This window comes from Corynebacterium kozikiae (genome assembly GCF_024580965.1).
GTDB lineage: Bacteria > Actinomycetota > Actinomycetes > Mycobacteriales > Mycobacteriaceae > Corynebacterium > Corynebacterium kozikiae.
Window position 1 is genome coordinate 1 of the sequence record NZ_JANIKJ010000017.1, and the last position, 26,934, is coordinate 26,934.

Below are 26,934 nucleotides of genomic sequence, written 5' to 3' on the forward strand. Positions count from 1 at the left end.
ATTGCGCAGGAAGCCCAATCGGCCCCTCAGCATGCCCGAAAACAACATCGCCGAAGTAAAACAGAAGCCCTTCACACCCCCAACAATCTCACCCACAGAGTTGACAACCTATATAGGAACACCCCCCTTCATGGAAACTCATCATGTGAGTTTTACTTACGGAAGATTCCACTCCACAGGAACCACTTCCAAGGTCTCATCCTCCTCAGCTTCAGCCTGGGCTTCCAACTCCGCCTGCCTCTTTTCCTCCGCCTCCCAAGCTGCCTGAACCTCTTCGCGACTACGGATCACATTCCCATCGAAATCAATGACCTCATAGTCCCCCTCTGCAATCCCAGGAAAGGAGCTACTTGCCATATTTTTCCCTGTTCGTTCATCAATGAGCACAACATGGACATCCCCGAGACCAGGCGTTTTCATCAGCGGCTTCTTTTCAAATTCATACATCCTGGCGTATCCCTCGGTCAGCGGGCCATACTTAATAAACCCTTCGAGCCTTTCGATACCACCAACGCATGCTACTGCAGCATCAATCGCCTGCTTTAATGTTATCGCCACTGTCCTAACTCACCTCCGATCACGTCTAACACGCCGCTCATAGGATCGCAATCGTCAATGCACACAGCAGTTAAGGAACCGGGCATAATTCCTCTCCTTTTCCTTGGCTTACCGTCTATCTCCTCAATATATCCATCCAGGTACTTAGAAGGAACTATGTTAATTTCACCATTTTGTGGATCGTGAAAACCTATTCGATTTCCCTTCTTTTCCCATACGAGTATGTGCCCACTGACACTGTCCCAACTGTTAGCAACAAAGCCTCGTGCGCGGTCAGGCATCGCCCTATTTTTGTACTTCACCAAGTCCCTATCAGACTTCTTTGATTTACCACGCACAGTCAAGAACTTTGGCGGATCCCCTGTCTCTCAATTTCGCCAACCAACATCCTGTGCTTCTTCAGGGCAGGTGTAGCCAACACCGCCAGGGAGTCTCGCAATAAGCGGAATCCTGCGGCCCGATCGATTCAAGAATTACCAACACCCTCATGGGGTTCCTTACTGCCGGGTTTCGGTGCATGCGAGCAGATCGTAGACTTACAAAATCCCGCCAGCACGCACTGGGCGCTTACAAAAGCTTGGTGCAGGCCTGCACCGAGCAATCCCTCTCCGAAAACAAGGCGCTCTGAATCCGTTCACACCAGAATCTTGGCGCCAACCTTCGTTCTGCCCACCCTTTTGCCCCAATCAAGCGCCTGCCCGCCGTCGATAAGTCAGACCAACAGTTTGCCTTCCCACTACCGCAGCGCAAAAGAAAAGCCGATGCAAACACGTGACAATACGCATTGCATCGGCGCAACTAAACGGGCTCTACCCCACCTTCACCTCGTGCTCATTGCGAGCGAGTTGGCGGTTATCGGCCGCACGGCACAGGGCTGCGAGCACCGCGCCGGAGAGGTTGTGCCACACGGAGAACACAGCACCCGGCAGCGCAGCCAAAGGATTCAGGTACGCAGTAGCAAGAGAGGTTGCCAAACCGGAGTTCTGCATGCCAACCTCAACGGCCAGGGTGCGGCGCACGGGCACTGTTTGGCCAGTAAGTTTGCCGGTCAGATAGCCGAGCGCGTAACCAATGCAGTTGTGGAGAATCACGGCACCCAGCACCAGCGCACCCGCTGCGGCGATGTTGTCGCGGCTGCCGCCGACGACGATCGCCACGATGGTGGAAATCGCAAGCACGGAAATCCACGGCAATACCGGCTGCACCGCCTGGACCAGCTTCGGCAACACCATGCCCACCAGCAGACCGGCAATCACGGGCACCAACACCACCTTCACAATGGAAAGCGCCATCGCGCTGGCAGAAACCTCCATGTACTGGCCAGCGAGCCACAGGGTGAGCAGCGGAGTCAGAATTGGCGCAAGGAGCGTGGAGATGGAGGTCATGGTCACGGAGAGTGCAACATCACCACGGCAGAGGTAGCTCACCACATTGGAGCTTGTACCACCTGGGGAGCAGCCCACGAGGATCACGCCGGCAGCGATCTCCGCAGGAAGGCGCATCAGCCACACCACCAGTACGGCGGTCAGCGGCATGATCACATATTGCGCCACCACGCCGATCAGCACTGGAAGCGGGCGCTTAGCCACGAGGGCAAAGTCGATTGGCTTCAGCGTGAGGCCCATGCCGAACATAATGACGCCGAGCAGCGGGGTCACCCAGCTACTGATGGAGGTCACTGCATCTGGTGCGGTGTATCCGATAATGCCGCCGATAATGACCAAGATGGGAAATCCCAGGGCAGCAATAAATGCCGCCCTATCCTGCTTGGCCTTCAATGCTGCGGTGGCTGCAGCTGCTTCTTGAGCATGTGGGTGTTCAGACATGGGGAAAAATTTACACCTTGGCCCACCGCAAAAGCATTTTCACCCGGCTCCGAAAAATGACAGTGAAAATGGTTTCACCCCGAGTTCTTCTCCAAACCCGGGGTGAAGAATCAAATGAATTGAATGTCAGTCCAATGCTTGGCACTACTTCTTGGCAGGCACAAAACCCCACACTGCAAGCAGCGCGCCAGCAACAATCAGGGCAATACCAGCCCACAGAGCAATGGTGCCAACGATGCCCCAACCGTAGGCATTGAGCAACATGCCTCGCAGCGTGCTGCCGTCAAGGAAGGTGTCATAGCGCAGGGACTTCAATTCAGCGGCTTTCTGAGCATTTGGGTATTCGGTGAGCGGGTTTGCAATTTCCGCATCGGCCATGTTTTCCAAGGTGGTGGCGTCGGCCTCGCTATTTCGGGCCTGAAGATCTTCCACGAGCGCGCTCCGCACTTTTTCAAACTCACTACCGACGGTGGCATAGGTCGCATCGGGGTAGCCTAGCTGTGCCGCGGTAGCTTTAATGTGGGCGGCGATGTAGTGGTCAGAAAATGCGTGCGCTTGCCAGCCGTTCGTCATCGTTTGGCCCTGATACGGCATAAGCGCGTCCACATCCTCTTGCGTGAGGCGGCCCTTTTCTAATTGAGCGGTGAGCGCTTCTTCGGTGGGCATGGTAATCCCTTGAGCGCTGAGCTGTTTTTCAATGAAGTTGCCTGCAAACAGACCCCCTGAAAGTGCCCCAATTCCCACCACGAGGCACAAAATCCCAAATATTTTCGCGAATGTTTTATACACCTTGGTGCATCGCATACCCTCCTTCTTCATCGCCAATTCCTTGTGGCGATGGCTCAACAGAAGGGCCCTTCCTACCAATTCCGCGTTCAGAAAAACCTGAAAACACACGGTGCAATGCGTGTGCGCATCAACGCAACAGTGCTCGGCATTCGCCATAAGCAAAGGCCAAAGAAATGCAGGGAGGGTGCCTTTTTCCTACCAACGATTATCTGCCTGTTGTTCCACCGCTGGAAGGCCAATGTGCTCTGAAATTCGGTCTCATTCATCACAGCGGTTTAGGGGCATCCCCCGCCCGCCAAAAGCTCAACACCACGCCCCGCCCCACCCAACCGAACCTAATTACCTATCAACCAACCAATTTTCCTAGCCTCACCTCCACATATGCCGAAACCCGTGCTCAGGGCGTATAATCCCAAAGGTTGATTCGAGCTGGCGTTGCTCCGGGTTGGAGAGTGCGGCCCGCTGTAAGAGAAAGGCGATCCCTGAGAGTATGGATACCAAGTACATTTTTGTCACCGGCGGCGTCCTTTCCGGAGTGGGCAAAGGGATCACGGCAGCAAGCATCGGCGCGGTGCTGCAGGCTCAGGGCTTGAGCGTTTCCATCCAGAAGTGCGACCCATACCTCAACGTGGACGCGGGCCTACTCAATCCCCGTGAGCACGGCGAGTGCTTTGTTACCAAAGATGGCGCCGAGACGGACCTGGACCTTGGCCACTACGAGCGCTTCTTGGACATCGAACTCACCCAGGCTAACGCCACCCTTTCCGGCCGGCTCATGCTAGAGCTATTGCAAAAGGAACGCGCAGGCGGCTTTGGCGGCAAGACGGTGCAGCTTGTCCCCCACCTCACCGGCGCCATTCAGGACGCCATCGTTGCGGCAGGTCAGGGAAATGACGTCCACATTGTGGAAATCGGCGGCACCGTGGGAGATTACGAAGGCCTGAGCTTCATCGAAGCCATCCGCGAGTTTTCCGGCAAGGTGGGCCGCAAGCACTGCATGTTTGTGCACGTGGTGTATGTGCCGTTCATCGAGACCAGCAAGGAATTTAAAACCAAGCCCGCGCAGAATGCGCTCAGTGACCTCCGCGGTTTTGGCATCGTGCCGGACGCGGTGATTGTGCGCAGTGAGAACCCAGCGCCGGAATCAGTAGCCAGCAAGATCGCCCTGTTCGGCGGTGTGGCGCCGGAAGCGGTGCTGCTCATGCCAAACGTGGACAGCGTGTTCCGCATCCCCACCCGCGTGGCCCAAAGCCCACTCAAGGGCCTCCTCGATGAGTTCACTGGCCACACCAATGCCCCCGCGATGGACAAGTGGGAGGACCTGGTGCAGCGCCAGCTTTCCACTCCAAGTACGGAAATCTCCATCGCCGTGGTGGCCAAGTATTTGGAAAATGAGGATGCCTACCTCTCTGTGGTGGAGGCCCTCAAGGCCGCGGCCTGGCAGGAAAATACCAAGCTCAACATCGAATGGCTGGACGCCGAGCACTTGGACACCAGCACAAAGAGTCCCCTGGCCAAGGCGGATGGCGTGCTCGTGCCCGGCGGTTTTGGCGCCCGCGGCGTAGAGGGCAAGATCGCTGCAGCCACCTTCGCGCTGGATCACCAGAAGCCTTATCTAGGCCTGTGCTTAGGCATGCAGGCCGCGGTGATTGCCGCTGCCCGGCGCGGCGGGTTGGAGCACGCGAATAGCTCCGAATTCACGCCTGACCAGGACCAAAACGTGATCTACCTGATGGAGGGACAGGATGGGCTGGAGTCTACCGGCGGCACCTTGCGTCTTGGCGACTTCCCCGCCGTTCTCACCCCAGGTTCCAAAACCGCGGAGGTTTACGGCAGCGAGCAGGTGGTGGAGCGCCACCGCCACCGCTACGAGGTAAACCAGGCTTTCACCGAGGCCATCCAGAACGGTGGTTTGATCATCAGCGGCACCAGTCCCGACGGCAGCCTGGTGGAGTTTGTGGAAGCCCCCGCCAGCCCATTCTTTGTGGCCACTCAGGCCCACCCCGAGTTCCGCTCCCGCCCATTCCGCGCCCACCCGCTGTTCGTTGGCTTGGTTCAGGCAGCCCTCGCGCAAAAGGCAGGCTAAGCAGCACTGTTTCACGCTTTCCGACGCGCCCAGGTCCCACCCCTGGGTGCGTTTTTCTTGCGCGCTGCAGGCGGCAGGTTTCGCTCGTGCACTTGCCTCCCACGCTGAGGGTGGGAATAATGTGACACAAGTTGTATCTGTTGCAGAAATATACTCCTGTGATTACCCCGATCTGCGGCGGAGTTTTTCCCTGCCGCCAATTCACAAGCTTTGAGGAGCATTCATGACCACTTTCACCCGCCGCCGTCTGTTGCAGGTTGGCGCTGCCTCCGTGGCGGCGTTGGCCGTCGGAAAGCCCCTGGCTGCGCATGCCCTCGGCCCAATTTTGGGCACCGTGGTGGACTATGCCGCGGGCGTGCCGAATGCGGGCGCGATTAAGGCTGCGGGCCACCTAGGTTCGGTACGCTACGTTTCTGAGCGGCGGCCGGGCGCGGAGTCTTGGATGCTCGGCAAGCCTGTGACCTTGGCGGAGACGCGCGCGCAGTCGGGTGCCGGTTTGAAGATTGCTTCCGTATATCAGTTTGGCCGCGCTGAGACCGCTGACTGGCTGCAAGGTGCGGCTGGTGCTGATCGCCACGCACCTGAGGCCATTCGCATCCACCGCGCTGCCGGCGGCCCAAACAACCGCCCGATTTATGTGGCGATTGACGACAACCCCACCTGGAACCAATACGCCAACCAGATCCGCCCCTACCTGCAGCGATTCAAGCAGCGCCTGGAGAGTGCCGGCCTGATTCTTGGTATTTACGGCAACTACAATGTGATCGACTGGGCCATCAAGGACGGCCTGGGCTCCTTCTTCTGGCAGCACGACTGGGGCTCCAACGGCAAGATCCACCCTCGCACCACCATCCACCAAAAGGCTGGCTACAAGGCCACCATCGCCGGCGTAGAAGTGGACGTCAACAACGTCTACGCGCAGGATTGGGGCCAGTGGACCCCTGGCCAGGTGGCCCCCTCCCCCGCGCCCGCTCCCGCGGCACCGGAAGCGGCAGCGCCAGCAGCACCAAGCATCCTGAACCTTCCTGGAATACCGGCGGGCTCCAGCCTTCCAAGCATCAGCGACCAGCAGATTCAGGCTGCGGTAAACCTGGCGAACCGCTTCCTATAGAAGCGCAACATCCGCAGGCGCACAGGCTTAGAGCTGCGCCTGCACAAACTCAGTAAGCTCCGCGGCGCTACCGCTTACTGCGGCGGCCACCACGAACCACTGGCCGTCCTGTTGCCCAAAGCTCACGGAAGAGTGCAGGGTTTTATCGTCCGACCAGCCCCACTTGGTACCCTGCACGCCCTCCATGACGGCAGTGCCAAAGTTCTGGCGCGTGCCGTCGGCGGCCTTCGGGTACGCCTGTGAAAGCGCCTCCAAAATGGGCGAGGACGGCTCCTTCTCAATAACGGTGGCCAGGTACTTCACCGCATCAAACGAGGAAGTGTAAGAGTAGCCCCAACGCCCTTCAGAGAACGTCGAGGCAAGCCCGTAGGTTTTGGCGGTTTCCGTAATCGAATTCGGGTAGGCGTTGAAGAGGGTTTCTGCAATGGCGTCATCGGAATTTTTGAGCATCACCAGCGCCTGCTCGCGCTGCGCCTTGGTGCCCTTTTTCAACACATAGTCCGCGATGTACAGCTTAGAGAGACTCAGCGCGGGGCGGGCGAAACGCTCGGAATAGGTGCCGCGGTGCTCCCCCGTTGCCAAGTTCAGGTAGGTGGCTTGTGCCGCCTCAGCGTCGATAGTGCGTTTCTTCAGCGCCGGCGCCTGCGCGAAGGGGGTGATGCTTGGAGACGTCGTCACCGCCGCAGCGGTTGCGGAAGGCAACTCTGTTGCGGGTTGCTGTTCGAGTTGTCCGGCGACGAACGGGATGGCGCCGATTGCACCCAGTGATACGAGTGAGGCAAGGATCGGCAGGTAACGCCACCTGAACTTGCTACCGCCTTGACGCTGATCTTCCCCGCGCGCAGGGCTTTTTATCATGGCTACTAATACTAGCGCCCGGTGCCAAATATTCAACGCTGAACATTTAACACCGGGCTCACCAGTTTCAGCTCGTTGCATTTCCTGCTGAGTGAGGGTCACTCACTGTACGGAAATGTCCGTGGCTGCGGTCATTATTTAGTTGACCGTCTGAAACGGTTCTGGAGTTGGATAAGACCCAAGAGGGCTTAGTGATCCACTGCGGCCTCTACACCCACACCCGTGAGGGAGCGAACTTCCATCTCTGCCTGCAGGTCATCGAGGTTGTCTGGCTTGCCAAGGAAGGTGAACACTGCACCTGCGAGGAACGCCAGCGGGATGGAGACAATGCCTGGGCTCTTCAGTGGGAAGAAGGCAAAGTCCACGTTCGGCAGCATGGAGGTAGGCGTGCCGGAAACTGCTGGGGAGAAAATGATCAGGATGAGCGCTGCACCCAGGCCTGCGTACATGGAGGCCACAGCGCCTGCAGTGTTGAAGCGCTTCCAGTAGAGGGAGTACAGGATGGTCGGCAGGTTTGCGGATGCTGCGATGGCGAATGCCAGGGAAACCAGGAAGGCAACGTTTTGCTCCATCGCGAGGATGCCCAGGATGATGGACAGCGCACCGATCACGATCACGGTGATACGGGAGACGCGAACCTGCTCTTCTTCGGATGCCTGGCCGTCGCGGATCACGGCATCGTAGATGTCGTGTGCCACGGAAGCGGAGGCGGTGATAGCAAGGCCAGCAACCACTGCAAGCACGGTTGCAAAGGCAACTGCGGAGATCGCGGCCATGAACACTGGGCCTGCCAGTGCCAGTGCGAGCAGCGGCGCCGCGGCGTTTGCAGTACCAGGCGCAGCCATGATTCGGTCCGGGCCTACCAGTGCGGCGGCACCGAAGCCAAGCACCAGGGTCATCAGGTAGAAGGCACCGATGAGCACGATTGCCCAGGTCACAGAACGACGAGCCTCAGTCGCGGTAGGAACGGTGTAGAAGCGCATGAGCACGTGTGGCAGACCAGCGGTACCCAGCACGAGGGAGATACCCAGGGAGATGAAGTCTAGCTTGGAGGTTGCGCTCGCGCCGTACTGCAGACCAGGCTCCAGAATCTGGGTGGCCTCGTAGCCCTTCTGTGCCAGGTACTCGGAGTTTGCGTGCATTTGCACTGCTTGATCAAAGAGGTCCGACAGGCCGCCGCGAACCATGACGAACACCAGCAGAGTCATGATGGTCACGCCACCCACCAGGAGCACAGCCTTGATCATCTGGACGTAGGTGGTGCCCTTCATGCCACCGATCAGCACGTAGAGAATCATGATGACGCCCACGATTGCCACCACGATGGACTGCGCGGTGCGATCATGCAGGTCAAGCAGTACGGACACAAGGGAGCCAGCGCCGGCCATTTGCGCGATCAGGTAGAACAGAGACACGAACAGGGTGCCGAAAGCCGCAGCAACGCGTACTGGCTTCTGCTTGAGGCGGAAGGAAAGCACGTCTGCCATGGTGAAGCGGCCGACGTTACGCAGCGGCTCTGCCACCAGCAGCAAGGCCACGAGCCATGCCACGAAGAAGCCGATGGAGTACAGGAAGCCGTCGTAACCATTGAGAGCAATGGCGCCCACAATACCGAGGAAGGATGCTGCGGAGAGGTAGTCACCCGCGATTGCCAAGCCGTTCTGACGGCCAGTGAAGGAAGCACCACCGGTGTAGAAGTCTGATGCTTCCTTGGTGGTCTTACCCGCGCGCAACACCACGGCCATGGTGGCCACGATGAACACGCCGAACACGATCATATTGAGTACCGGGTTACCGGCGCTGCTCTCTTGAGCAAGGATTACGTTTTGCATGTTCTCGCTCCTTAACCTTCCATTTGCTCACGGATCGCGGCCGCGCGCGGCTCAATGTTCTTGTTTGCGTACTTGATGTAAATCCAAGTGATCACGAAGGTGGTGATGAACTGAGCCAAACCGAAGACTACGCCCACGTTCACGGAGCCGAATACTGGCTGAGCCATGAAGTCTGGGGCGTAGGTAGCCGTAAACACGTAGACCAAGTACCACACAAAGAACGCGATACTCATTGGGAAGGTGAAGTTGCGGTAGGTCTTCTTCAGCTCTACGAACTGAGGAGAAGTTTGCATCTCGCGGAACTCTTGCGCCGTAGGTTGGCGGCGTTCGCGCGGAGTGGCTGGTGCATTCATATGAGTGCCCTCCTTGAAAAAGATGTTCGCCACGATGGAAAGGGATGAACGAAAACTGGTGAGTAATCTATGTGGCTCGTGCCCTCTCGCATTGAGGGGAGCTGGGTGTTCCTGTAAGGCACGTGCCGTAGTTACTGCCATGAGAAGTTACCCGCCTCACAAAATTGAAAAAAGTGAATTTCCCCCAAAACGAACACCAGGTGAACACAAATCACCCCCGTATAACGGTGAACTGGCCAAATAATCAATTATTTCCACCCCCAACGGAACCCAACTTCACCGACTTGCAAAGATTGCAAATGGTAGATCCACAACTTTTCAAGCCTTCACAAACCTTGCAATCTGCCCCCAGGAGGCGTAAAGAGCCAAAGTGGAATCATTCCTATATATAAGGATGTATAGGGAACGCTTGAATCACGTGCTCAAAAAAGGGCTTCGTTCCAACGCCCCACATAAAAGGAGCCTGACTCCGAACTACCTCCGGAATCAGGCCGTTGAGCTCACAGCGCCCAGGCCGCACGGCCTTGCCTATTTGCCCTGAAACACTGGCTGGCGTTTCTCTGCGCGGGCCTGGCGCGCTTCCTTGGCATCCTCACTGGCCCAGCATTGGGCGTAAAGTGCCTGGCCTTTCTCATCCAATTGGTAAGAGCCGTCATGAGCGTTGAGCACACTCTTGAGCTGCTTGAGGGCCAGCGGGGCTTGAGCTGCCACTTGCTGGGCGTATTCAAGTGCAGCGGCGTCATCACCTGCGGTAGCAGCAAAACCCAATGCAAGCGCCTGATCGGCAGAAACCCTTTGCATTCCAAGCAGAACATTGCGCGCTACTGCCCCACCGAGCAGGTCTTTGGAGCGATTGAGCGTCCACGCATCGAGTGCAAAGCCAAGCTGCGCAGCGGGTACGCCAAACCAGGCGCGCTCCCCCACCACGCGGAGATCGCAGGCCAAGGACAATTGCGTGCCGGCACCCACTGCGGGGCCTTGCACGCTGGCGATCACCGGCAAAGGCGAATCCAAGATAGCGTGGAGCATGGCGTGCAAAGAAGTGTGGAAATCATCCCCGTACACCCCACCACCGAGGTCCGCACCTGCGCAGAACGCCGGCCCTTCGGCCTTGATAAGTACGGCCCTGGCTGCGTCGGCACCGCTTGCTGCCTCCGTGATCACCCTGCCAATTTCCTGGCACATCGCCGCGGAGAGTGCGTTGCGCTTTTCTGGCTGCGCCAAGGTGAGCACCAGCACTGCACCATGTTGCTCTACGTTGATTGCTTGCTCGCTCATGTTAGGCCTCCAGTTCACCTGGGAATGTTGCTGGATCTGCATACATGCGCCCTGCACCCGGCGCGCTGTCCAGGGCGGTGATGGCTGTGATTTCCTCGGCGGTGAGCTCAAAGTCAAAGATGTTGAGGTTTTCAGCCTGGCGGGTTGGGTTCGCGCTCTTCGGCACCGTGGACATGCCCTGCTGCACCATCCATCGCAGCGCCACCTGGGCTGCGGTTTTTCCGTACTTTTGCGCCGGCGCCTGAAGCGCCTGATAGTTCAGGGCATCGCCGCGGCCCAGTGGGGACCACGCCTCGGTGACCACACCCGCCTGCTCGTGGAAGGCATGGAGCTCCTGCTGGGAGAAGCCCGGGTGCAGCTCCACCTGGTTGAGCACCGGGGTGATGCCGGTTTCCGCGATGATTTCCTTCAACTGCACCTCGTTGAAGTTGGCTACCGCGATGCTGCGCACCTGGCCAAAGCCCTGCACGTTGGCCAGGGCGGCATAGGACTCCCGGTACAGGCCCCGCTGCGGCCAAGGCCAGTGCACCATGTAGCAATCCAGAAACTCTTGGTCTAGCGCACGCAAAGAGTCCTGGAATGCCTTTTGCACCTGCTGTGCACCCTGCATGTCATTCCATACTTTAGAGTTCACAAAGAGTTCTTGGCGGGTGACGTCGCCTGCTGCGACGGCGTCGTTGATCGCCCGGCCCACCTCTACTTCATTGCCGTAAATCGCGGCGGTATCGATGTGGCGGTAGCCCACTTCAATGGCGCTTCGCACTGCGCGGTAGGCCTCATCTCCCTGGAGCTTCCAAGTGCCAAAGCCCAGGATGGGCATCGCTTGGCCGTCGTTCAATGTGATCGTTGGGGCTAGGTGGGTTGGTTGAGTCATACCCCCTATTGAACACCCCAATGGGGGAACGCGCACCAATTCCACCCCAAAAACTTGGGGTGGGTTCCAAATAGGTGAATTAAGGTTGCACACATGACCCAACAGAAGACTCACACCAGTGCCCACGAGCTCATTGAGAAAGTACTAGACCCCGGCACATTTGTGAGCTGGGACGAAGCCCCCGAATACGGCACCATCAGTGAGTCCTACCGCGCCTCCCTGGCCAAGGCGCGCGAAAAAACCGGTGTTGACGAGGCCGTTATCACCGGCGAAGGCACCGTCACCGGGCACCGCGTGGCCTTTGTGCTCAGCGAATTCGGATTCCTGGGCGGCTCCATTGGTGCCGCGACGGCAAGGCGCATCATCGCCGCGATCCACCGCGCCACCGCCGAACAACTCCCCCTGCTCATCTCCCCTTCCTCCGGCGGCACCAGAATGCAGGAAGGTACCCCCGCTTTTGCACTCATGGTGTCCATCACCACTGCCGTGTACCGCCATAAGGACGCCAACCTCCCGTTCCTGGTGTACCTGCGCAACCCCACCACCGGCGGCGTGATGGCTTCCTGGGGTTCCGCCGGCCACTTCACCTACGCCGAGCCCGGCGCGCTGCTGGGGTTCCTCGGTCCGCGCGTTGTGGAGCTCACCACGGGCACACCAATCCCCGAAGGCGTGCAATCCGGCGAACACCTCGCGGAATGTGGTGTCATCGACGGCGTCATTTCCCCCAAGCAGCTCCGCGCAGCCGTGACCAAGATCGTGGACGTGGTACTCAGCCCCAAAGAATTCATCGAGCCTGAGCTGCCGCAGATGAGCAACGCGGTGGAGCCAAGCTCCGCCTGGGAGGCAATCACGGAAACCCGCCGCGAAGACCGCCCCGGCACGCGCGATTTGGTGCAAAGGATCGAGCAGCAGCTCATCGCGTTAAGCGGCACTGGCGACGGGCGCACCTCCGCCGCGGTCACCGTAGCCATCGCCCGGATCGCGGGGCGGCCCGTGGTGCTCATCGCGCAGGATCGCCACCAGCAGCCCCCGCATGGGGAAAGCTTCCTCGGGCCAGAAGCGCTGCGTTTTGCACGCCGCGGAATCCAACTGGCACACGAGCTGAGCCTGCCACTGGTTTCCATCATCGATACCCCTGGGGCGGAGCTCTCCGCCCACGCGGAGCAACAAGGACTTGCCGGTTCGATCGCGCGCACCCTGCAGGAACTCGTGAGCGTGGATGTACCTACCGTATCCGTGCTCTTGGGTGAAGGCTGCGGCGGCGGCGCGCTGGCCATGTTGCCCGCGGACAAGGTACTGGCAACCAGCAACGCCTGGCTGAGCCCCCTGCCACCTGAAGGCGCCTCGGCCATCATGTTCCACGACACCTCTCACGCACCGGAAATGATGGAGGAACAAAAGGTATCTGCCAAGGCTTTGCAAGAAGCTGGGATCGTGGACGCGATTATCCCCGAGCCACCGCGTGATTGCGATGGCAGCGTCGCTGGTGTTGCCTACGAGCAACGCTTCGCGGATACCGTACTCGCACACATTGCCCACGCGCTTTGGGAACTGGAGAACGCCCCGTTGCGCGTTGGACGCGAGCAGCGGATGCGCCATTACGAGGATCTGGCCAGCGCCATCGAACGCTGAGGATAGTGGGGTTTCTGGGAGGTCGCTTAAGCTGGGTCTGAGGAGGCAGCGCCCCGAAAGGCAACGCTGCTCCCGAGCAATTCCGACGTCCCCGTCAGGCCTACCCCACGCATTTCCGGGGTGAAACCTGCACAAAGGCACTTTTGGCCTTCCGCTGCGAAAGCGTCACCCCAGGTCAGGGCGCAGCGGCCAACACTCCCACCTCTACTCCCCCCAAAGAGCAAAAACTGCTCCCCGCGAGCCAGGATCTGATTCATCAGTCCAACCTCGCGGGGAGCAGTAAGAGGTCACAGCACCTTAGGTGAAGGCGTTACTCCACACCCAGCAGGTCAATGACGAACACCAGGGTGCGGCCGGCGAGTGGGTGACCGCCGCCGGCTGGGCCGTAAGCGGCCTCTGGTGGGATGACAAGCTGGCGGCGGCCGCCAACCTTCATGCCTGGGATGCCTTCTTGCCAGCCAGCGATGAGGCCTGCCAGCGGGAACTGGATGCTCTGGCCGCGGTCCCAGGAAGAATCAAATTCCTGGCCAGTTTCAAAGTCAACACCTACGTAGTGAACCTCAACCTGTCCACCTGGCTGGGCCTCTGGGCCATCGCCAACCACGATGTCGTGGATGAGGATGTCTTCAGGTGCCGGGCCCTGTGGGATTTCAATTTGTGGTTTTTCCATGGGAGGTTTTGCTCCTTCTTCGTGGAAGTTCGGTCCGCTCACTGTGCAACAGGGTGTTGCGGGTGAGCGTGCGGTGGCCGGTGCGGCCGATTGCCGGTGAGCAATCCGCAGGCGCGGCCACGTGCTGCACCTACTTATTGTAAATACTGCGGGGCATGGCCCGAAATGAGGGGCGTTCATGCAAGAAGCCGAGTACGGTGTTCCATCTTAGTGCTCACACCTGTACTCGGCTGCATTGCTGGCTGTGTTAGCGCTCGCTACGTGGGGTTACCTTGCGCAAGGTCTCGCCGGTGTAAACCTGGCGTGGACGGTTGATCTTGGTGGTGGTGGCGAGCTGCTCACGGTACTGTGCGATCCAGCCTGGAAGGCGGCCGATGGCAAACAGCACGGTGAAGAAGTCGGTTGGGAAGCCCATCGCACGGTAGATCAGGCCGGTGTAGAAGTCCACGTTCGGGTAGAGCTTGCGCTGGACGAAGTAGTCGTCGTTCAGCGCGATCTCCTCGAGCTTCATGGCGAGGTCGAGCAGTGGGTCGCCGCCCAGGTGCTCCAGGATCTCGTGTGCGGTCTCCTTCACGATGGCCGCGCGTGGGTCGTAGTTCTTGTACACGCGGTGGCCGAAGCCCATGAGGCGAACGCCCTTTTCCTTGTTCTTCACGCGGTTCATGAAGTCGGTAGCGTCGCCGCCGTTGGCGTCGATCTCCTCAAGCATCTCAAGCACTGCCTGGTTTGCGCCGCCGTGCAGCGGACCGGAGAGTGCGTTGATGCCGCCGGCGATCGCAACGAACATGTTTGCCTGAGCGGAGCCGATCATGCGCACGGTAGAGGTGGAGCAGTTCTGCTCGTGGTCTGCGTGGAGGATGAGCAGCTTGTCCAGAGCCTTGGAGACCACAGGGTCCACCTGATATTCCTCGGTTGGGTAGCCGAACATCATGCGCAGGAAGTTCTCGCGTGCATTCAGGTTGTTATCCGGGTACATGTATGGCGCACCCTTGGAAGCGCGGTATGCGTATGCGGCAAGCATTGGCACCTTGGCCAGAAGGCGCACGGTGGCCTTGTCCAGTTGCTCCTCATCCAGAGGATCGAGCTGATCCTGGTAGTAGGTGGAGAGGATGTTCACGGAGGAGGCGAGCACGCTCATTGGGTGGGCATTGCGCGGGAAGATGCTGAACTGCGCCTTAAAGTCCTCGTCCAGGAGGGTGTGGTGGCGGATTTCGTCGTTAAACTTCTCCAGCTCTTCCTGGTTTGGCAACTTGCCCTTGATCAGCAGGTAGGAAACCTCGTTGAAAGTGGCATTTTCTGCCAGATCAGCGATGTCGTAACCACGGTGGCGCAAGATACCCTCGTCGCCGTCGATGTAGGTGATCTTGGATTCGGTGGAGCCGGTGCTCACGTAGCCGGGGTCAAAGGTAACCAAGCCAGTCTCAGAGAGCAGCTTGTCCAGCACGATGCCGTCATTACCTTCGGTGGCCTTGATGATGTCCATCTCATATTCACCACCGGAGTAGTGAAGAACGGCCTTGTCCTTGTTCTCTGAAGCCACAGCGTTACCTTTCAGTTCTTTTGTACGGTGCGCCCTATTGCGGCGTGAAGTTACCACCCGCAGAAAAGGAGCGCACCCAAGTATTTCGTACAAGATTTTAGGCCAACTGCTTCGCACAGGGCGGTCCCTTTTGGGGTGTACACCGCCCTCGCTCGGCCAGCGGGCGCCACCTACGCCGCCCGCCACAACCCCACCGCAATTCAAGTGCGGGGCGCTGTGCTGCCGTTTTCTTGACCTATTCGTGCCCACGCAGCGTGGGATGGTGCACAGTGTAGCAAAGTCTGTGACTCACATGACACTACAGAAATTACCCCCGATTATGCTTGGCGTTTTCCCCCGTTCCAGCACCGCAGGCACCCCCATTTGGGCGATCAGGCATGGCGCTGCGAAGTTTCGCTTGCCAAGTTCAGGCTTCCCGACGCCGCCAAGACTCCCCCAACTCCCGCCCCTTTGGCGCGCGTCGGCAAGCTCCCCATGCTCGCCTGGCGGGCCCTGTGACGCTAAGATTCCTTTTTGACCTTTTGGTTTCCCATCAGCAGCACAGAAAGTGTGTTTCATGAGCGATTTCCCTACGCTTCCTTCCAACCTCATCCCAGTTGATCCTCGGTTCGGCTGTGGCCCCTCCAAGGTCCGCCCTGAGCAGGCGCAAGCTGTTGCGGACGGCGCGCTGAACCTGCTGGGCACCTCCCACCGCCAGCCAGCCGTAAAGAATGTGGTTGGCTCAATCCGCGAAGGCCTCAGCGAACTGTTCAACCTGCCTGAAGGCTACGAGATTGTGCTTTCCCTCGGTGGCGCAACGGCGTTTTGGGATGCAGCAACCTTCGGGCTGATTGAGCAGCGCTCTGGGCACCTTTCCTTCGGCGAGTTTTCCTCTAAGTTTGCAAAGGCCTCCAAGCAGGCGCCGTGGCTGGATGAACCAGTGGTGATTGAGGCCGCTGCCGGTGACGCCCCGGAACCCACCGCGATCGACGACGTAGACGTGATCGCTTGGGCACACAACGAGACTTCTACCGGCGCGATGGTGCCAGTGGTTCGCCCTGCCGGTTCGGAAGGCTCGCTCGTGGTGATTGACGCCACCTCCGGCGCAGGCGGCCTGCCTGTGGAAATGGACCAGGCTGACGTCTACTACTTCTCCCCACAGAAGTGCTTTGCCTCCGACGGCGGCCTATGGCTCGCGGCCATGAGCCCCGCCGCGATCGAGCGTATTGAGAAGATTGCCGCGAGCGATCGCTTCATCCCAGCCTTCCTGGATCTCAAGACTGCCGTAGATAACTCCCGGAAGAACCAGACCTACAACACTCCTGCTGTGGGCACCCTGATCATGCTGGAAAACCAGGTGCAGTGGATGAACGCCAACGGCGGACTGAAGGGCATGGTGGAGCGCTCCACCGCCAACGCCGAGGTGCTCTACAACTGGGCAGAAGCTCGCGCAGAGGCAACGCCTTTCGTGGCTGACCCAGCAAAGCGCTCCCTGGTTGTGGGCACGATCGACTTCGAGGATTCCGTGGACGCAGCCGCGCTGGCCAAGGCCCTGCGAGCCAACGGCATCCTGGACGTGGAGCCATACCGCAAGCTGGGCCGCAACCAACTGCGCATCGGCATGTTCCCAGCCATCGATTCCACCGATGTTGCCACCCTCACCAAGGCAATTGATTACTTGCTCGACGGCGGCTACGTCACCAAGTAAGTCCTATCGGGCATACCAAACAGCACCCGCCCCCTGTATTGCACTTCGCACCCAGAGGCGGGTGTTTTGCATGCGGCCCAATAACTCCAACGCGAACCCCCACCCACTCCACCCGCTCCTCCACAGCCCCTTAAGCCACAGCAGAAACACAGGCCACAACTGGGCGGGGCGTGGCCCGGAAAACCTGGCAAAAGGCCACTTCTCCACAGCATTTGCTGCGTTGGCTGCGCTGTTTCACCACCAATATTCGCTACAGTGGGGGAAGTTCAAAATTTGTGAGGAACTCGTGTGCGCTTCGTAAGGAAACACCACGAAAACGCGGAGCACACCACAAAGCCCGCCATCGGTTCCCCACAACCTTGCCCCAACCCCTATCAAAGGAGTAGCCGCAGAATGCGTGAGTTGATGCTGATTCCAGAGGAGTCCAACCGGGCGTCGCTGGTGTTTCGCACGGTCACTTCCAATTCCGCCAGCGAAGCGAGAGCGGGGGCTGATGGGGCCAACGGAGCTCCCGAAGACGCTGCAGGCACTGCAGGCACTGAAGAGCAGTTCTTCCTCGCTGTAGATGACACGTTGCGCCACATCTTGCTCCACGGCGAGCAGCCCGAAGCTAAAGAGACAGAACAGGCAGGCAACAAGCCTTCCGACGCCACCACCACGGCCACGGATCCCGATAACGCCACTGAGCCACAGGGTGACGTCGTGAGCCTGAACAGCTCCCCTGCTGCGGAGACTTCCGCTGATCAGCCTCAGACCAAGCCACGCGCCGCCGAACCCACCCCAGCGAAGGAGATGGATCCGCGGTTGAGTGCGCCGCTGGCAATGCGCCCACGAGAGATTCAGGAGCGAATTCGCGGTGGTGCGTCGGTTGCGGAGCTCGCCGAGGAAAATGGGGTGACTGAGGCACGCATTGAGCCCTACGCCCACCCGGTGCTTTTGGAACGTTCGCGCTTGGCGGAGATGGCCAAGCAGGCAAAGCCGGTGCGTGAAGACGGCCCCGCCCCACTGACCCTCTGGGAGGTCCTGGCCACGGCTTTTGCCGCGCGCGGGATTGATTTGACCAGCACCGAGTGGGATGCCTACCGCGACCCTTCGGGCCAGTGGGTGGTGCGTGTTTCCTGGCGCGCAGGGCTCAGTGAGAACACCGCGGAGTGGTCCTATCACCGCAGCGGCGCGAACCAGGCAACGGCGGTGGCCCGCAACGGAATTGCCGCTGATCTGATTGACCCAGATTTCGCGCGCCCCGTCCGCAAGCTCGCGGTGCATCCACTCATTGACCCGCAGGGCGATGCCGGCACATTGGATTTCGGCACCGCGGAGTCAGACATGGAGCGCACCCGCGACGACCTCATGGTGATCTCCGATCAAAGCACCACCTCCCTGCCTACCTCAGCGAACGCCGAGCCCGCCGAGTCTGCTGGTCCTGCTGGGCCTGCCGGAAAAGCTGAGCCCGCTGGAACTGAAGCCAAGGGCGAAGCTCACGATTCGGACTCCCAAGAAATTGCGGGCGAGGACTTCTTGGTCCAGGAGGTTGCGCAGCCGCAATCTGAGCAGGAGCGGGGGGCGTCGAAACGACGTCGCCGCGCCGTCACCCCTCATTGGGAGGACGTGCTGCTGGGGGTCCGCGCCAACACGAAGCGCCCCAAGAACTAACTTCCTGCAAGAGCAAGGCATAGGAGGCATCGGTGGACAACGGCATCCCTTTGGACCCTTTCGCCGCACCGCGCCACGACGGCGTGGTGACCATCTGGTTTGTCACCACCGCCAATCCCGAAGCGGTGGTACGCACCCACCCCAAGGCGGACCGCGGGTTCGGGCGCAAGCTGTTGGCGCAAATGGATCCCCGCCTGCCCATCACACCGATTGGGCAGTTCGCCCTGAACCGCTCCGCGAAAGTGTCCGCCAAGGAGTTCTACATTTCCGGCATGCCCGGGCTGGTTGTTGTGCAGACTGCGCTGGAAGACATCACCACACCAAGCACCATCGACCCCAAGCTGCGCACCTTGGTACCAGCGGCAGACGTGTACGTGTTCACTGAAAACCGTGACGTTGGCCTGGGTGGTTTTGCCCACTTCAACGGCAACACCCTGCGCCGCTCGTTCAGCGCCAAGCGCGGCCGCGTGTACGAGGACAAGGGCTTGCCCGAGCCTTTCGAGGCACCGTACTGGAAAGGCGAGCGCGCCGAGCCCTCCGGGGGCATTGACCTGCCATTTTGGCCACTCGACCTCATGGTTGAGGCCCAGCGCGCCTGGCTGGGATTCGACCCGGAGACTACCGACGTACAGGTAGCCGCCTTTGCCACCGATGGCCGCCCTGAGCCCAAACTTGCCAAGCACCCCCAGGCCCGCCCGGATCAACCCTCCCGCCGCATCCAGGAAGCCAGCGCCGCCGCGAGCGCAAAATTGGGCTTCCGCGACTACGACGACTACGAACTCGCCGAAGTGGAAGTAGAGCCCCTGAGCGAAGAACTCAAGATCTACGCCGAACGCGCAGGCAGGGCGTTTCGACGCACAGCCAGCTCCGCGCGAGGCGGCGCTGCTTGGTGGGGCGCTGCGCTGCGTCGGAACGCGGGCAGGGCGGCACGAATCCTCGGAAAGTTCCGTAAGAAAGACTAGAGACTGCGGTTGCGCTCGTAGAAAGCGATCGCAGCGGCGGTAGCCAGGTTGAGGGAATCCGTGCCGGGCGCCATGGGAATCTGCGCGCGGATGTCCGTGGCCCGCATAGCATGCTCCGTCAGCCCCGGGCCCTCCGCGCCGATAAGCAGCGCAACCTTTTCATACGCTCGCCCCTCGGCGTCCACCAAAGCGTCTTTGAGCAGTGGCACTTCTGGGTTCGGGGTGAGGGAGACCAGGTGAAAACCCGCCTCCTGGAGCTGGGCGAGCTCGCGCTGCCAAGTGGTGCGCTTGCCACCAAAATGGGCAAAAGGCGTGCGCAACACATGCCCCATGGACACCCGCACCACTCGCCGATACAGCGGGTCTGCGCAGCCGTTGCCGAAGAGGATGGCGTCCACTCCCATGCCCGCGGCGTTGCGGAACATCGAGCCGATGTTTTCATGGTCCCCCACTCCTTCCAGAATGGCCACGGTGCGGGCGGACTCAATTGCCTGCGCCACACTCATTGGTTCCGGGCGGTTCGCGGAGGCCAGGAGGCCCCGGTGCATGTCGTAACCCGCTGCCTCCGCAAGAGTCGGGCGATCCACCGTGTGCACCGCAACGCCCTCCAACAGCTCGGGAACCCCAGGTTGCGCTAAGAAACTTTCCAGTTTCTGGGGGAAACCCACCACCGAGCGCACCTGGCACCGCGACTCCAGCAGGCGCCGCACCACCAGCGGGCCCTCCGCGATGATAAGGCCCTTGCCGCCCGGCAGGTCCGGGCGGGTGTCAGAGTGTTTGAGGTCACGGAAATCCGCAAGTTCTGGGGCGTCGGCCTGCTCGATGTGGGAGATCATGAGTGCATAGCCTAATCTGTATCTTCTGACCTTCACAGTTTATTGACGTATCTACAAGATAGCCGGCGCCTCAGTTTTCGGGGCGGTGAGTAGTTGGCACCAAAGCTGTGAAGAAGGTTTCCTTGAGAAAGTGAGATAGACCCCGCATGCATACCCCTGCGCAGGAATTTACGCGCGAGAGCAAGATCGTGCTCGTATTGCTTGTTTTGGCAGCAACAGTGATGCTGCTCAACGAGACGACGTTGAGTATCGCGCTGCCGTTCATCATGGATGACTTCAACGTCACCGCCGCCACCGCACAGTGGCTCACCACCGGATTCATTCTGGTGCTTGCGGTGGTGATCCCCACTACCGGCTACCTCATTGAGCGCTTCTCCACCCGCGCGATCTTCTTTGCGGCGTTTGCTCTCTTCATTGCAGGAACACTCGTTGCGGCTATCGCCCCGAGCTTCGCCGTGCTCCTGCTGGGCCGCGTGCTCCAGGCAGCGGGCACCGCGTTGGTGATGCCGCTGCTCATGACAACCGTGATGCTCGTAGTGCCACCGCAGAAACTGGGGTCAGTGATGGGCTTGATCCCGGTGGTGATTGCCCTAGCCCCAGCAATGGGCCCAACCATCAGCGGTGCAATCCTCAACGTGTCCACCTGGCACACCATCTTCTGGTCCATGCTGCCGATCAGCATCGTCATGGTATTGGTGGGCGCAAAGTACATGGTGAACGTGGGTCTGGGCAGCACCAAGCGCCTGGACATCCTCTCCATCCCCCTGGCTGCATTGGGTTTTGGTGGCGTGGTGTACGCACTGAGCTCCATCGACGCAATCGTGACCGGCCACGGCGGGCTGGCCCTCCTTGCCGGTGGCATTGGCGTAGTTGCCCTAGTGCTTTTCACTCTGCGTCAGCTCGCCCTGGTCAAGCACAACCAGGCGCTGCTCGACGTCCGCGTGTTTACCCAACCCAACTTTGCGTTGAGCGTTGCCGTGCTCATGCTGCTGTTCGGCGCGTTCCTGGGCATCGTCACGGTACTGCCCATCTACCTGCAGAACTCTCTTGGACTGAGCTCGCTGACCGCCGGCCTGGTTGCCATGCCGGCTGGCGTGGTCCAGGCAGTCTCCTCCCCATTTGTGGGCCGCTTGTTTGACCGCCACGGTGTGCGCCCACTGGCGCTGCCCGGTGGCGCGTTGGCCACCGCCGCCGCCGGGGGAATGGCCTGGGCATCCCACGCCGACCTCGCCCAACCAGCAGTGGTGTTCGGTGCACTGTTTGGTGTGCTCGCATTGGGTGCGGCGCTGGTGTTCACCCCCATGATGACCGGCGCGTTGTCCGTGCTCCCGCGGGAACTCTCCAGCCACGGCTCGGCAACCTTCAGCACCCTGCAGCAACTTGGCGGTGCGGCCGGCATCGCCGTGCTCGTGGCAGTGTTGCAGAACTTCCTGAGCAAAGCATCCGGCGCCAGCGAAGCACAGCTTGCCGTGGCCACCAGCGATGGTACGAGTGCCGCACTGTGGACCGCCACCGGCATTTGCGTTGCAGCCACCGTCCTTGTTGCGCTAGTCAAGCCGGTGAAGGCTGCCGGCGAGCACATCGAGCAGGGGGCTCAGCCACAAGCGCACTAGCTAAGAGATTTTCTGAGAGGGCGCGTTGTACGGAAGGGCTGCATTTGTTCACGCGCATCGCCCCCACCCCACCAACCGCACCCCATTAACCGCACCCCATTAACCGCACCCCACACCAGCAACAAAAACTGCTCCCCACGGTCTGGAACTGAGTAATCAGGTTCCAGACCGTGGGGAGCAGTTTTCGTAATTACCGCAAGTACACGCGCCCTGAAGAGCGCGAGCCAGTCACCTTAGCCAACAGCGTTCAGGATTGGCTCTGCAGCGAAGTACACCACGAACAGCGCGGATACCAGCCACATAATCCAGTGAATCTGCTTTGCCTTACCAGCGAACACCGCGAGCAGGGTGAAGGCGATGAAGCCCACGCCCACACCGTTGGCGATGGAGTAAGTAAACGGCATGATCACGATGGTCAGGAAAGCTGGGAGGGCGATTTCGAACTTGGAGAAGTCGATTTCCCGGATCTGCCCGATCATCAGGGCACCCACTACCACGAGGACAGGTGCTGCGGCCTCAATTGGCACCACGGAGTACAGCGGAGTGAGGAACATTGCGGCCAAGAACAGAACGCCAGTAACTACGTTGGCCAGGCCTGTGCGTGCGCCGTCGGCAATGCCTGCCGCGGAGTCAATGTAGACAGTGTTGGAGGAAGCCGAAGCGCCGCCGCCAACGATCGCACCGAAGCCTTCTACAACCAGTGCCTTCTTAAGGTCTGGCAGCACGCCTTGCTCGTCCACCAGCGCGGCCTGCTTACCCAGGGCGGTCATGGTGCCCATGGCGTCGAAGAAGTTAGCCAGGACCAGGGTGAACAGCAACAGGGTGGCCGCGAGCGCGCCTACGCGGGCGAAGGAGCCGAACAGGGAGATGTCGCCCACGATGGAGAGGTCTGGCATACCGCCGAAGCTCTCAGGAAGGGTGGGCACGGCAAGGCTCCAGCCGCCGGCGGGATTGTCTGCCGACGAGCCCGCACCGGTCAGTGCCTCCACAATCATGGCGATGACGGTGGTCAAGACAATGCCTAAGAACAGGCCACCGCGCACGTTGCGCACCACCATGAAGCCACAGATAAGCAGGCCGAGGACGAACACGAAGGTTGGCCAGGAGGAAATCGAGCCCCCGTTGCCCAATCCCACCGGGACCGTGGTCATCGCAGCGTCTGGGATACGGCGGACAAAGCCGGCGTCCACCAGGCCGATCAAGGCGATGAACATGCCGATGCCCACGCTCATCGCGGAAACCATTGCCGGCGGAATTGCGCGGAACACTAGGGTACGGAAGCCGGAGACGGCCAAAAGGACGATGATGATGCCGTCAAGGACCACAAGGCCCATGGCCTCTTCCCAGGTCAGACCCTCAGTGCTCACCATGGTCACCGCAACCAGGGTGTTGATGCCCAGACCGGTTGCAATGCCAAAGGGGTACTTGGCGATCACACCGAAGGCGATGGTCATCACGCCAGCGGCCAAGGCGGTTGCGGCCGCCACCTGTGGGATGCCTAGGGTTTTGCCGTTGATGTCTTCAACCGTGCCGATGATCAGCGGGTTCAAGATGATGATGTAGGCCATGGCGAAGAAGGTCACCACGCCGGCACGCATCTCCGTGCCCACAGTGGATCCTCGCTCAGAAATACGGAAATAACGGTCCAAGAAAGACTGCGAAGCAACCTTGGACTGTGTGTGAGCCTGTGAAGGCATGCGCGCTCCAAAAAGTGAAATAGGGACTTTCAGCCTGCACGGCGTGAGATACCGTGCACAGCGATAGATATTTCCACCTTTGGCGCGTAATCCTCAAACGCTACGGGCACCCATGCACAAAATCACATTGCGGCACCAAACGGGCGAATCCCACTGCCACACCACTGCCACACCACTGCAGCACCGTTCCAGCACCGCTACAGCACAAAATCTACTGGAGCTTCATCATCAAAGGGCTGCTGCTCAGGCGCTCCCAGTAGCTCAGCGGGCTTGGTTTGGGAGTGCGCGCCGCAGCCAAAATCTGCCGCAACCACCTGCGCATCGAAGGCATATTCATTGGTGCAGGCGCCGAAATCGTCCAAGGGCTTGGCCAGGGCTACGTAAAAAGCGCAGCTTGCGCAGGGCTGCTCCGCTGCTTGGGCGTATTCCGAATGCGGCCCCAAGTCCCCGCTACTCCAGCGCTGGGCGGCCTGCCTTGCGCCTTCTTCACTGAGGGTTTCGCCGTCCAGGCGGACGTCGTCAGAAGCGGGTGGCAGGTGGTCGCCGGGACCCAGGTCACCGGGACGAATGCGCTGGTAGTAAGGCACCCACTCAGGGGCCTGCAGCGCTTGGCCGCCAGGCATGAGCGCCACCTCGGACACGGTGATTTCCGTGGACCCCGGCGCGCAGGCCAGCACGGCGTGCCACTGCCAACCCACGTACCCATCCACGCTGGCTTCGAAGCAGTGCGTCACCGTGTTTTTGGCCATGTGTCCAAGGCCGATGTGCGCCCCGACCTCTCCCTCCCCCAAGGCTTCCAGTGCGGTGCGGGCTGTGTGAATTGCACGTTTTGAGGTGAGCAGGGATGCCGCCGGGTTAGGGCGCTGCTTGGCCGCTTCCCGACGCTTCCAGGCGCCGCGCTTCCTCCGGCGCGAGCGAGCCTTCGGGGGTGTTTCGGCGTCGCTCTTCGCGGGTGGATTGCTCGCGGGTGGATTATTAGGGCCTGAACTCACCCCAGATATTATGCCAGAATGCCAAGCATGAACGCGCTGCCAACTCCCCAACCAGCTACCCGTACCGCTTCCCTGCTGCTGACCTCCGCCCTCCTTGTATCTTGCTCCAGTCCCTCCCCCACCGTGGAGCCGGAGCCCGCGGCTGGCGCGCAGGGGGATGCTTCGCTGGCGGCGTCGGCACCTGCTGACATTGAGCGCCTGGGCGTGACCATCCATGAAACCTTGGACTTCGACCCCACTGCCTTCACTCAGGGTCTCGAGGTGGATGCACAGGGCGATGGGACGTCGCTGCTGGTGGGCACGGGTTGGGAGGGGGAATCGCGGATCTTCCGGCTGGATCCTGCAACGGGGCAGCAATCCGACGTTCACCCGTTGGAGCCCACTGCATTCGGTGAGGGCATTGCCCGCAGCGGCGACACCGTATGGCAACTCACCTGGCGCAACGGGGAGGCCATCAAGCGCGACGCCACTACGTTAGCCGAGGTGGGGCGCGTCCCTGTGCAAGGTGAAGGCTGGGGGCTGTGTGCCTTTGATGACGTGTTGCTTCGCTCGGACGGCACCTCTACCTTGACGCTGCACGACCCTGCAACCTTTGCGGCCGTGGGTACGATGCCGGTGACCTTGGCGGGTGCGCCAGCATCAAAGCTCAATGAGCTGGAGTGTGTGGACACGCCGCAAGGGCGGCAGGTGTATGCAAACGTGTTCCTGAGCACGGACATTCTGCGCATCGACGCCACATCGGGGCAGGTGAACGCCGTGATCGACGCCTCCACCGTGCCCAACAACGCCAACCCGGACTCCAATCATGTACTCAATGGCATCGCCGCGATCCCCGGCGAGGAGAACCGTTTTTATCTCACCGGCAAACGTTGGCCGGACCTGTATGTGGTGAGCTTTGAGTAGCGTGAGCGTGCAAGGGTAGGATGTGGCCTCATGGCGAGTCGTGCACAAAGGCGCAAGAACCTCATTCAGATCGTGGCCCTGGTCATCGCGGTGGTGGTGGTAATCACCGCAAGCGTGCTGTTCCAAAACTGGTGGAACAACCGTCCCGGTCCACAACCTGCCGAGGTTGCAATCAGCGTGTCCAACGGCTCCGAACAGGTAGAGGTGACTCCCTACTCCGTGTGCGAGCCCGGGGTGGAATGCGCGGAAAATGAAGTGCCGGTGGTCCCAGTGCCTGCCGACGGCACCATGACGCTCACACTGCCCAAGGAAATCTATGACCATGACTGGGCACTGCTGAAAATCTACGACGACCCCGCGGCAAACAGTGAGGCCTACTACACCAGCAACCAAGCAACCGAAGTCACCGTCCCCGCCTGGTGGTTGTAGAGGTAACCAGCGTGCAAATTGGCACCAATGAAGCCGGCGAGGAAACTCCCTACAGCGTGACCTGGTCAATCGCAGCGCAATAGCGCCGTATGGCTCCTATGTTGCAGTGTCGCCGAGTTGCGGTATTGCGGTATTGCGGCGAAGGCAACACGAAAGCCACAGCCTCGGATGAGGGCTGTGGCTTTTCTTGTACTTGCTGCTTGCGGCTTGCTGCTTTACTGCTAGACGTCCAGCTCGCGGGCTACCGCTCGAAGAATTTCTGCGACCTTCCGGCTTTCCTTGCGGTCCGGGTACCTGCCCTTAAGTAGTTGCGGTTGCACCTGCTGCTCGAGCACGGTGGCGAGGTCCGAAATCATCGAGTGGAGTTGCTCGGTGCTGAACTGGTGGCTGGGCTTGCGCCTCGGCTCATCCAGGACGGTCACCCGCAACGCCTGCGGGCCTTTGCGCCCGGCGGCGAAGTCAAAGTCAATCCGCTGACCAGGGGTGAGTTCCTCAACCCCTTGCGGCAGGACAGACTTGCCCACGAACACGTCTTCTTGGCCTGGATTGCTCACAAACCCGAATCCGCGCTCGGCGTCGTACCACTTCACTTTTCCAATTGGCACAGCTTCTTCCTTTCTTCCACTCGCACTCGCTGGTTTGGCCACCCACCCTCTGCGGCGCGCCCTCTCGGTTTGATCTGCGCTGTGTGAACGCTTTAGGGACGCCGTTTGGATGGTTCCAAGATTCTGATTCCTTATATAGTGCGGCATTGA

At 60.2% G+C, this 26,934-nt stretch carries 22 protein-coding genes and 1 pseudogene; 9 read left to right on the forward strand and 14 right to left on the reverse strand.

What is annotated here, in order from left to right:
- Positions 1 to 156: 156 nt before the first annotated feature.
- From NQ018_RS09215 to NQ018_RS09225, 3 genes are all read right to left on the reverse strand, one after another.
- Complete coding sequence (locus tag NQ018_RS09215; protein WP_257060535.1) at positions 157 to 558, reverse strand: hypothetical protein; 402 nt, start codon at positions 556 to 558, stop codon at positions 157 to 159.
- A gap of 809 nt (positions 559 to 1,367) precedes the next feature.
- Positions 1,368 to 2,384, reverse strand: a complete 1,017-nt coding sequence (locus NQ018_RS09220) for a bile acid:sodium symporter family protein (protein ID WP_257060538.1) — start codon at positions 2,382 to 2,384, stop codon at positions 1,368 to 1,370.
- 144 nt (positions 2,385 to 2,528) lie between these two features.
- Positions 2,529 to 3,329, reverse strand: coding sequence for a hypothetical protein (locus NQ018_RS09225; protein ID WP_257060539.1), 801 nt, complete (start codon positions 3,327 to 3,329; stop codon positions 2,529 to 2,531).
- A 334-nt stretch (positions 3,330 to 3,663) separates the two neighbouring features.
- Between NQ018_RS09225 and pyrG the strand changes: the two genes are divergently transcribed.
- Together pyrG and NQ018_RS09235 are read left to right on the forward strand one after the other, a co-directional pair.
- Entirely contained in the window at positions 3,664 to 5,259 is a 1,596-nt protein-coding gene (pyrG, locus tag NQ018_RS09230) for a CTP synthase (RefSeq protein WP_257060543.1), read from the forward strand.
- A 223-nt stretch (positions 5,260 to 5,482) separates the two neighbouring features.
- Complete coding sequence (locus NQ018_RS09235; protein ID WP_257060546.1) at positions 5,483 to 6,370, forward strand: DUF1906 domain-containing protein; 888 nt, start codon at positions 5,483 to 5,485, stop codon at positions 6,368 to 6,370.
- A 27-nt stretch (positions 6,371 to 6,397) separates the two neighbouring features.
- Here the strand turns inward: NQ018_RS09235 and NQ018_RS09240 are convergent, their stop codons facing one another.
- The 5 genes from NQ018_RS09240 to NQ018_RS09260 form a co-directional block, all read right to left on the reverse strand.
- Positions 6,398 to 7,228: a hypothetical protein gene (locus tag NQ018_RS09240; protein WP_257060549.1), complete on the reverse strand. Its 831-nt coding sequence runs from the start codon at positions 7,226 to 7,228 to the stop codon at positions 6,398 to 6,400.
- 188 nt (positions 7,229 to 7,416) lie between these two features.
- The gene (locus NQ018_RS09245; protein WP_257060551.1) at positions 7,417 to 9,060 is read right to left on the reverse strand and encodes a monocarboxylic acid transporter; all 1,644 of its coding nucleotides are present in this window, start codon (positions 9,058 to 9,060) and stop codon (positions 7,417 to 7,419) included.
- Between the two features lie 11 nt (positions 9,061 to 9,071).
- Positions 9,072 to 9,413 carry a DUF485 domain-containing protein gene (locus tag NQ018_RS09250; RefSeq protein WP_257060552.1) on the reverse strand — a complete coding sequence of 114 codons (342 nt, stop codon included), beginning with the start codon at positions 9,411 to 9,413 and terminating at the stop codon, positions 9,072 to 9,074.
- A 528-nt stretch (positions 9,414 to 9,941) separates the two neighbouring features.
- Positions 9,942 to 10,691, reverse strand: a complete 750-nt coding sequence (locus tag NQ018_RS09255; RefSeq protein WP_257039090.1) for an enoyl-CoA hydratase — start codon at positions 10,689 to 10,691, stop codon at positions 9,942 to 9,944.
- Between the two features lies 1 nt (position 10,692).
- On the reverse strand, positions 10,693 to 11,565 hold the full coding sequence (locus tag NQ018_RS09260) for an aldo/keto reductase (RefSeq protein WP_257060554.1): 873 nt from the start codon (positions 11,563 to 11,565) through the stop codon (positions 10,693 to 10,695).
- A gap of 93 nt (positions 11,566 to 11,658) precedes the next feature.
- Here NQ018_RS09260 and NQ018_RS09265 point away from each other — a divergent pair, with 93 nt between their 5' ends.
- The gene (locus NQ018_RS09265) at positions 11,659 to 13,197 is read left to right on the forward strand and encodes a carboxyl transferase domain-containing protein (protein WP_257060560.1); all 1,539 of its coding nucleotides are present in this window, start codon (positions 11,659 to 11,661) and stop codon (positions 13,195 to 13,197) included.
- A gap of 310 nt (positions 13,198 to 13,507) precedes the next feature.
- Here NQ018_RS09265 and fkpA read toward each other — a convergent pair whose 3' ends face one another.
- Positions 13,508 to 13,867: an FKBP-type peptidyl-prolyl cis-trans isomerase FkpA gene (gene fkpA, locus NQ018_RS09270; RefSeq protein WP_257039093.1), complete on the reverse strand. Its 360-nt coding sequence runs from the start codon at positions 13,865 to 13,867 to the stop codon at positions 13,508 to 13,510.
- Between the two features lie 247 nt (positions 13,868 to 14,114).
- Complete coding sequence (locus tag NQ018_RS09275; protein ID WP_257039094.1) at positions 14,115 to 15,407, reverse strand: citrate synthase; 1,293 nt, start codon at positions 15,405 to 15,407, stop codon at positions 14,115 to 14,117.
- Between the two features lie 556 nt (positions 15,408 to 15,963).
- Between NQ018_RS09275 and serC the strand changes: the two genes are divergently transcribed.
- The 3 genes from serC (at position 15,964) to NQ018_RS09290 (ending at position 19,709) form a co-directional block, all read left to right on the forward strand.
- Positions 15,964 to 17,094, forward strand: a complete 1,131-nt coding sequence (serC, locus tag NQ018_RS09280; protein ID WP_257060562.1) for a phosphoserine transaminase — start codon at positions 15,964 to 15,966, stop codon at positions 17,092 to 17,094.
- A 393-nt stretch (positions 17,095 to 17,487) separates the two neighbouring features.
- Positions 17,488 to 18,747 (forward strand): septation protein SepH, encoded by a 1,260-nt coding sequence (gene sepH, locus NQ018_RS09285; protein ID WP_257060563.1) that lies wholly within the window; start codon positions 17,488 to 17,490, stop codon positions 18,745 to 18,747.
- 32 nt (positions 18,748 to 18,779) lie between these two features.
- Positions 18,780 to 19,709: a DUF6928 family protein gene (locus NQ018_RS09290; RefSeq protein WP_257060564.1), complete on the forward strand. Its 930-nt coding sequence runs from the start codon at positions 18,780 to 18,782 to the stop codon at positions 19,707 to 19,709.
- Here the strand turns inward: NQ018_RS09290 and NQ018_RS09295 are convergent.
- Positions 19,706 to 20,545, reverse strand: coding sequence for a TrmH family RNA methyltransferase (locus NQ018_RS09295; protein ID WP_257060565.1), 840 nt, complete (start codon positions 20,543 to 20,545; stop codon positions 19,706 to 19,708). The genes NQ018_RS09290 and NQ018_RS09295 overlap by 4 nt on opposite strands.
- A gap of 146 nt (positions 20,546 to 20,691) precedes the next feature.
- On the opposite strand from NQ018_RS09295, the gene NQ018_RS09300 reads away from it, so the two are divergent.
- Complete coding sequence (locus NQ018_RS09300; protein WP_257060567.1) at positions 20,692 to 22,158, forward strand: DHA2 family efflux MFS transporter permease subunit; 1,467 nt, start codon at positions 20,692 to 20,694, stop codon at positions 22,156 to 22,158.
- A gap of 233 nt (positions 22,159 to 22,391) precedes the next feature.
- Here the strand turns inward: NQ018_RS09300 and NQ018_RS09305 are convergent, their stop codons facing one another.
- Both NQ018_RS09305 and NQ018_RS09310 read right to left on the reverse strand, forming a co-directional pair.
- Positions 22,392 to 23,855 carry an NCS2 family permease gene (locus NQ018_RS09305; protein WP_257060568.1) on the reverse strand — a complete coding sequence of 488 codons (1,464 nt, stop codon included), beginning with the start codon at positions 23,853 to 23,855 and terminating at the stop codon, positions 22,392 to 22,394.
- Between the two features lie 197 nt (positions 23,856 to 24,052).
- On the reverse strand, positions 24,053 to 24,697 hold the full coding sequence (locus NQ018_RS09310) for a DUF3027 domain-containing protein (protein WP_373566932.1): 645 nt from the start codon (positions 24,695 to 24,697) through the stop codon (positions 24,053 to 24,055).
- A gap of 177 nt (positions 24,698 to 24,874) precedes the next feature.
- Between NQ018_RS09310 and NQ018_RS09315 the strand changes: the two genes are divergently transcribed.
- Positions 24,875 to 25,750 carry a glutaminyl-peptide cyclotransferase gene (locus NQ018_RS09315; protein WP_444861404.1) on the forward strand — a complete coding sequence of 292 codons (876 nt, stop codon included), beginning with the start codon at positions 24,875 to 24,877 and terminating at the stop codon, positions 25,748 to 25,750.
- Between the two features lie 30 nt (positions 25,751 to 25,780).
- A pseudogene (locus tag NQ018_RS09320) lies at positions 25,781 to 26,262 on the forward strand (DUF2771 domain-containing protein).
- A 138-nt stretch (positions 26,263 to 26,400) separates the two neighbouring features.
- Here NQ018_RS09320 and NQ018_RS09325 read toward each other — a convergent pair.
- The gene (locus NQ018_RS09325) at positions 26,401 to 26,784 is read right to left on the reverse strand and encodes a cold-shock protein (protein ID WP_257060573.1); all 384 of its coding nucleotides are present in this window, start codon (positions 26,782 to 26,784) and stop codon (positions 26,401 to 26,403) included.
- Positions 26,785 to 26,934: the final 150 nt, after the last annotated feature.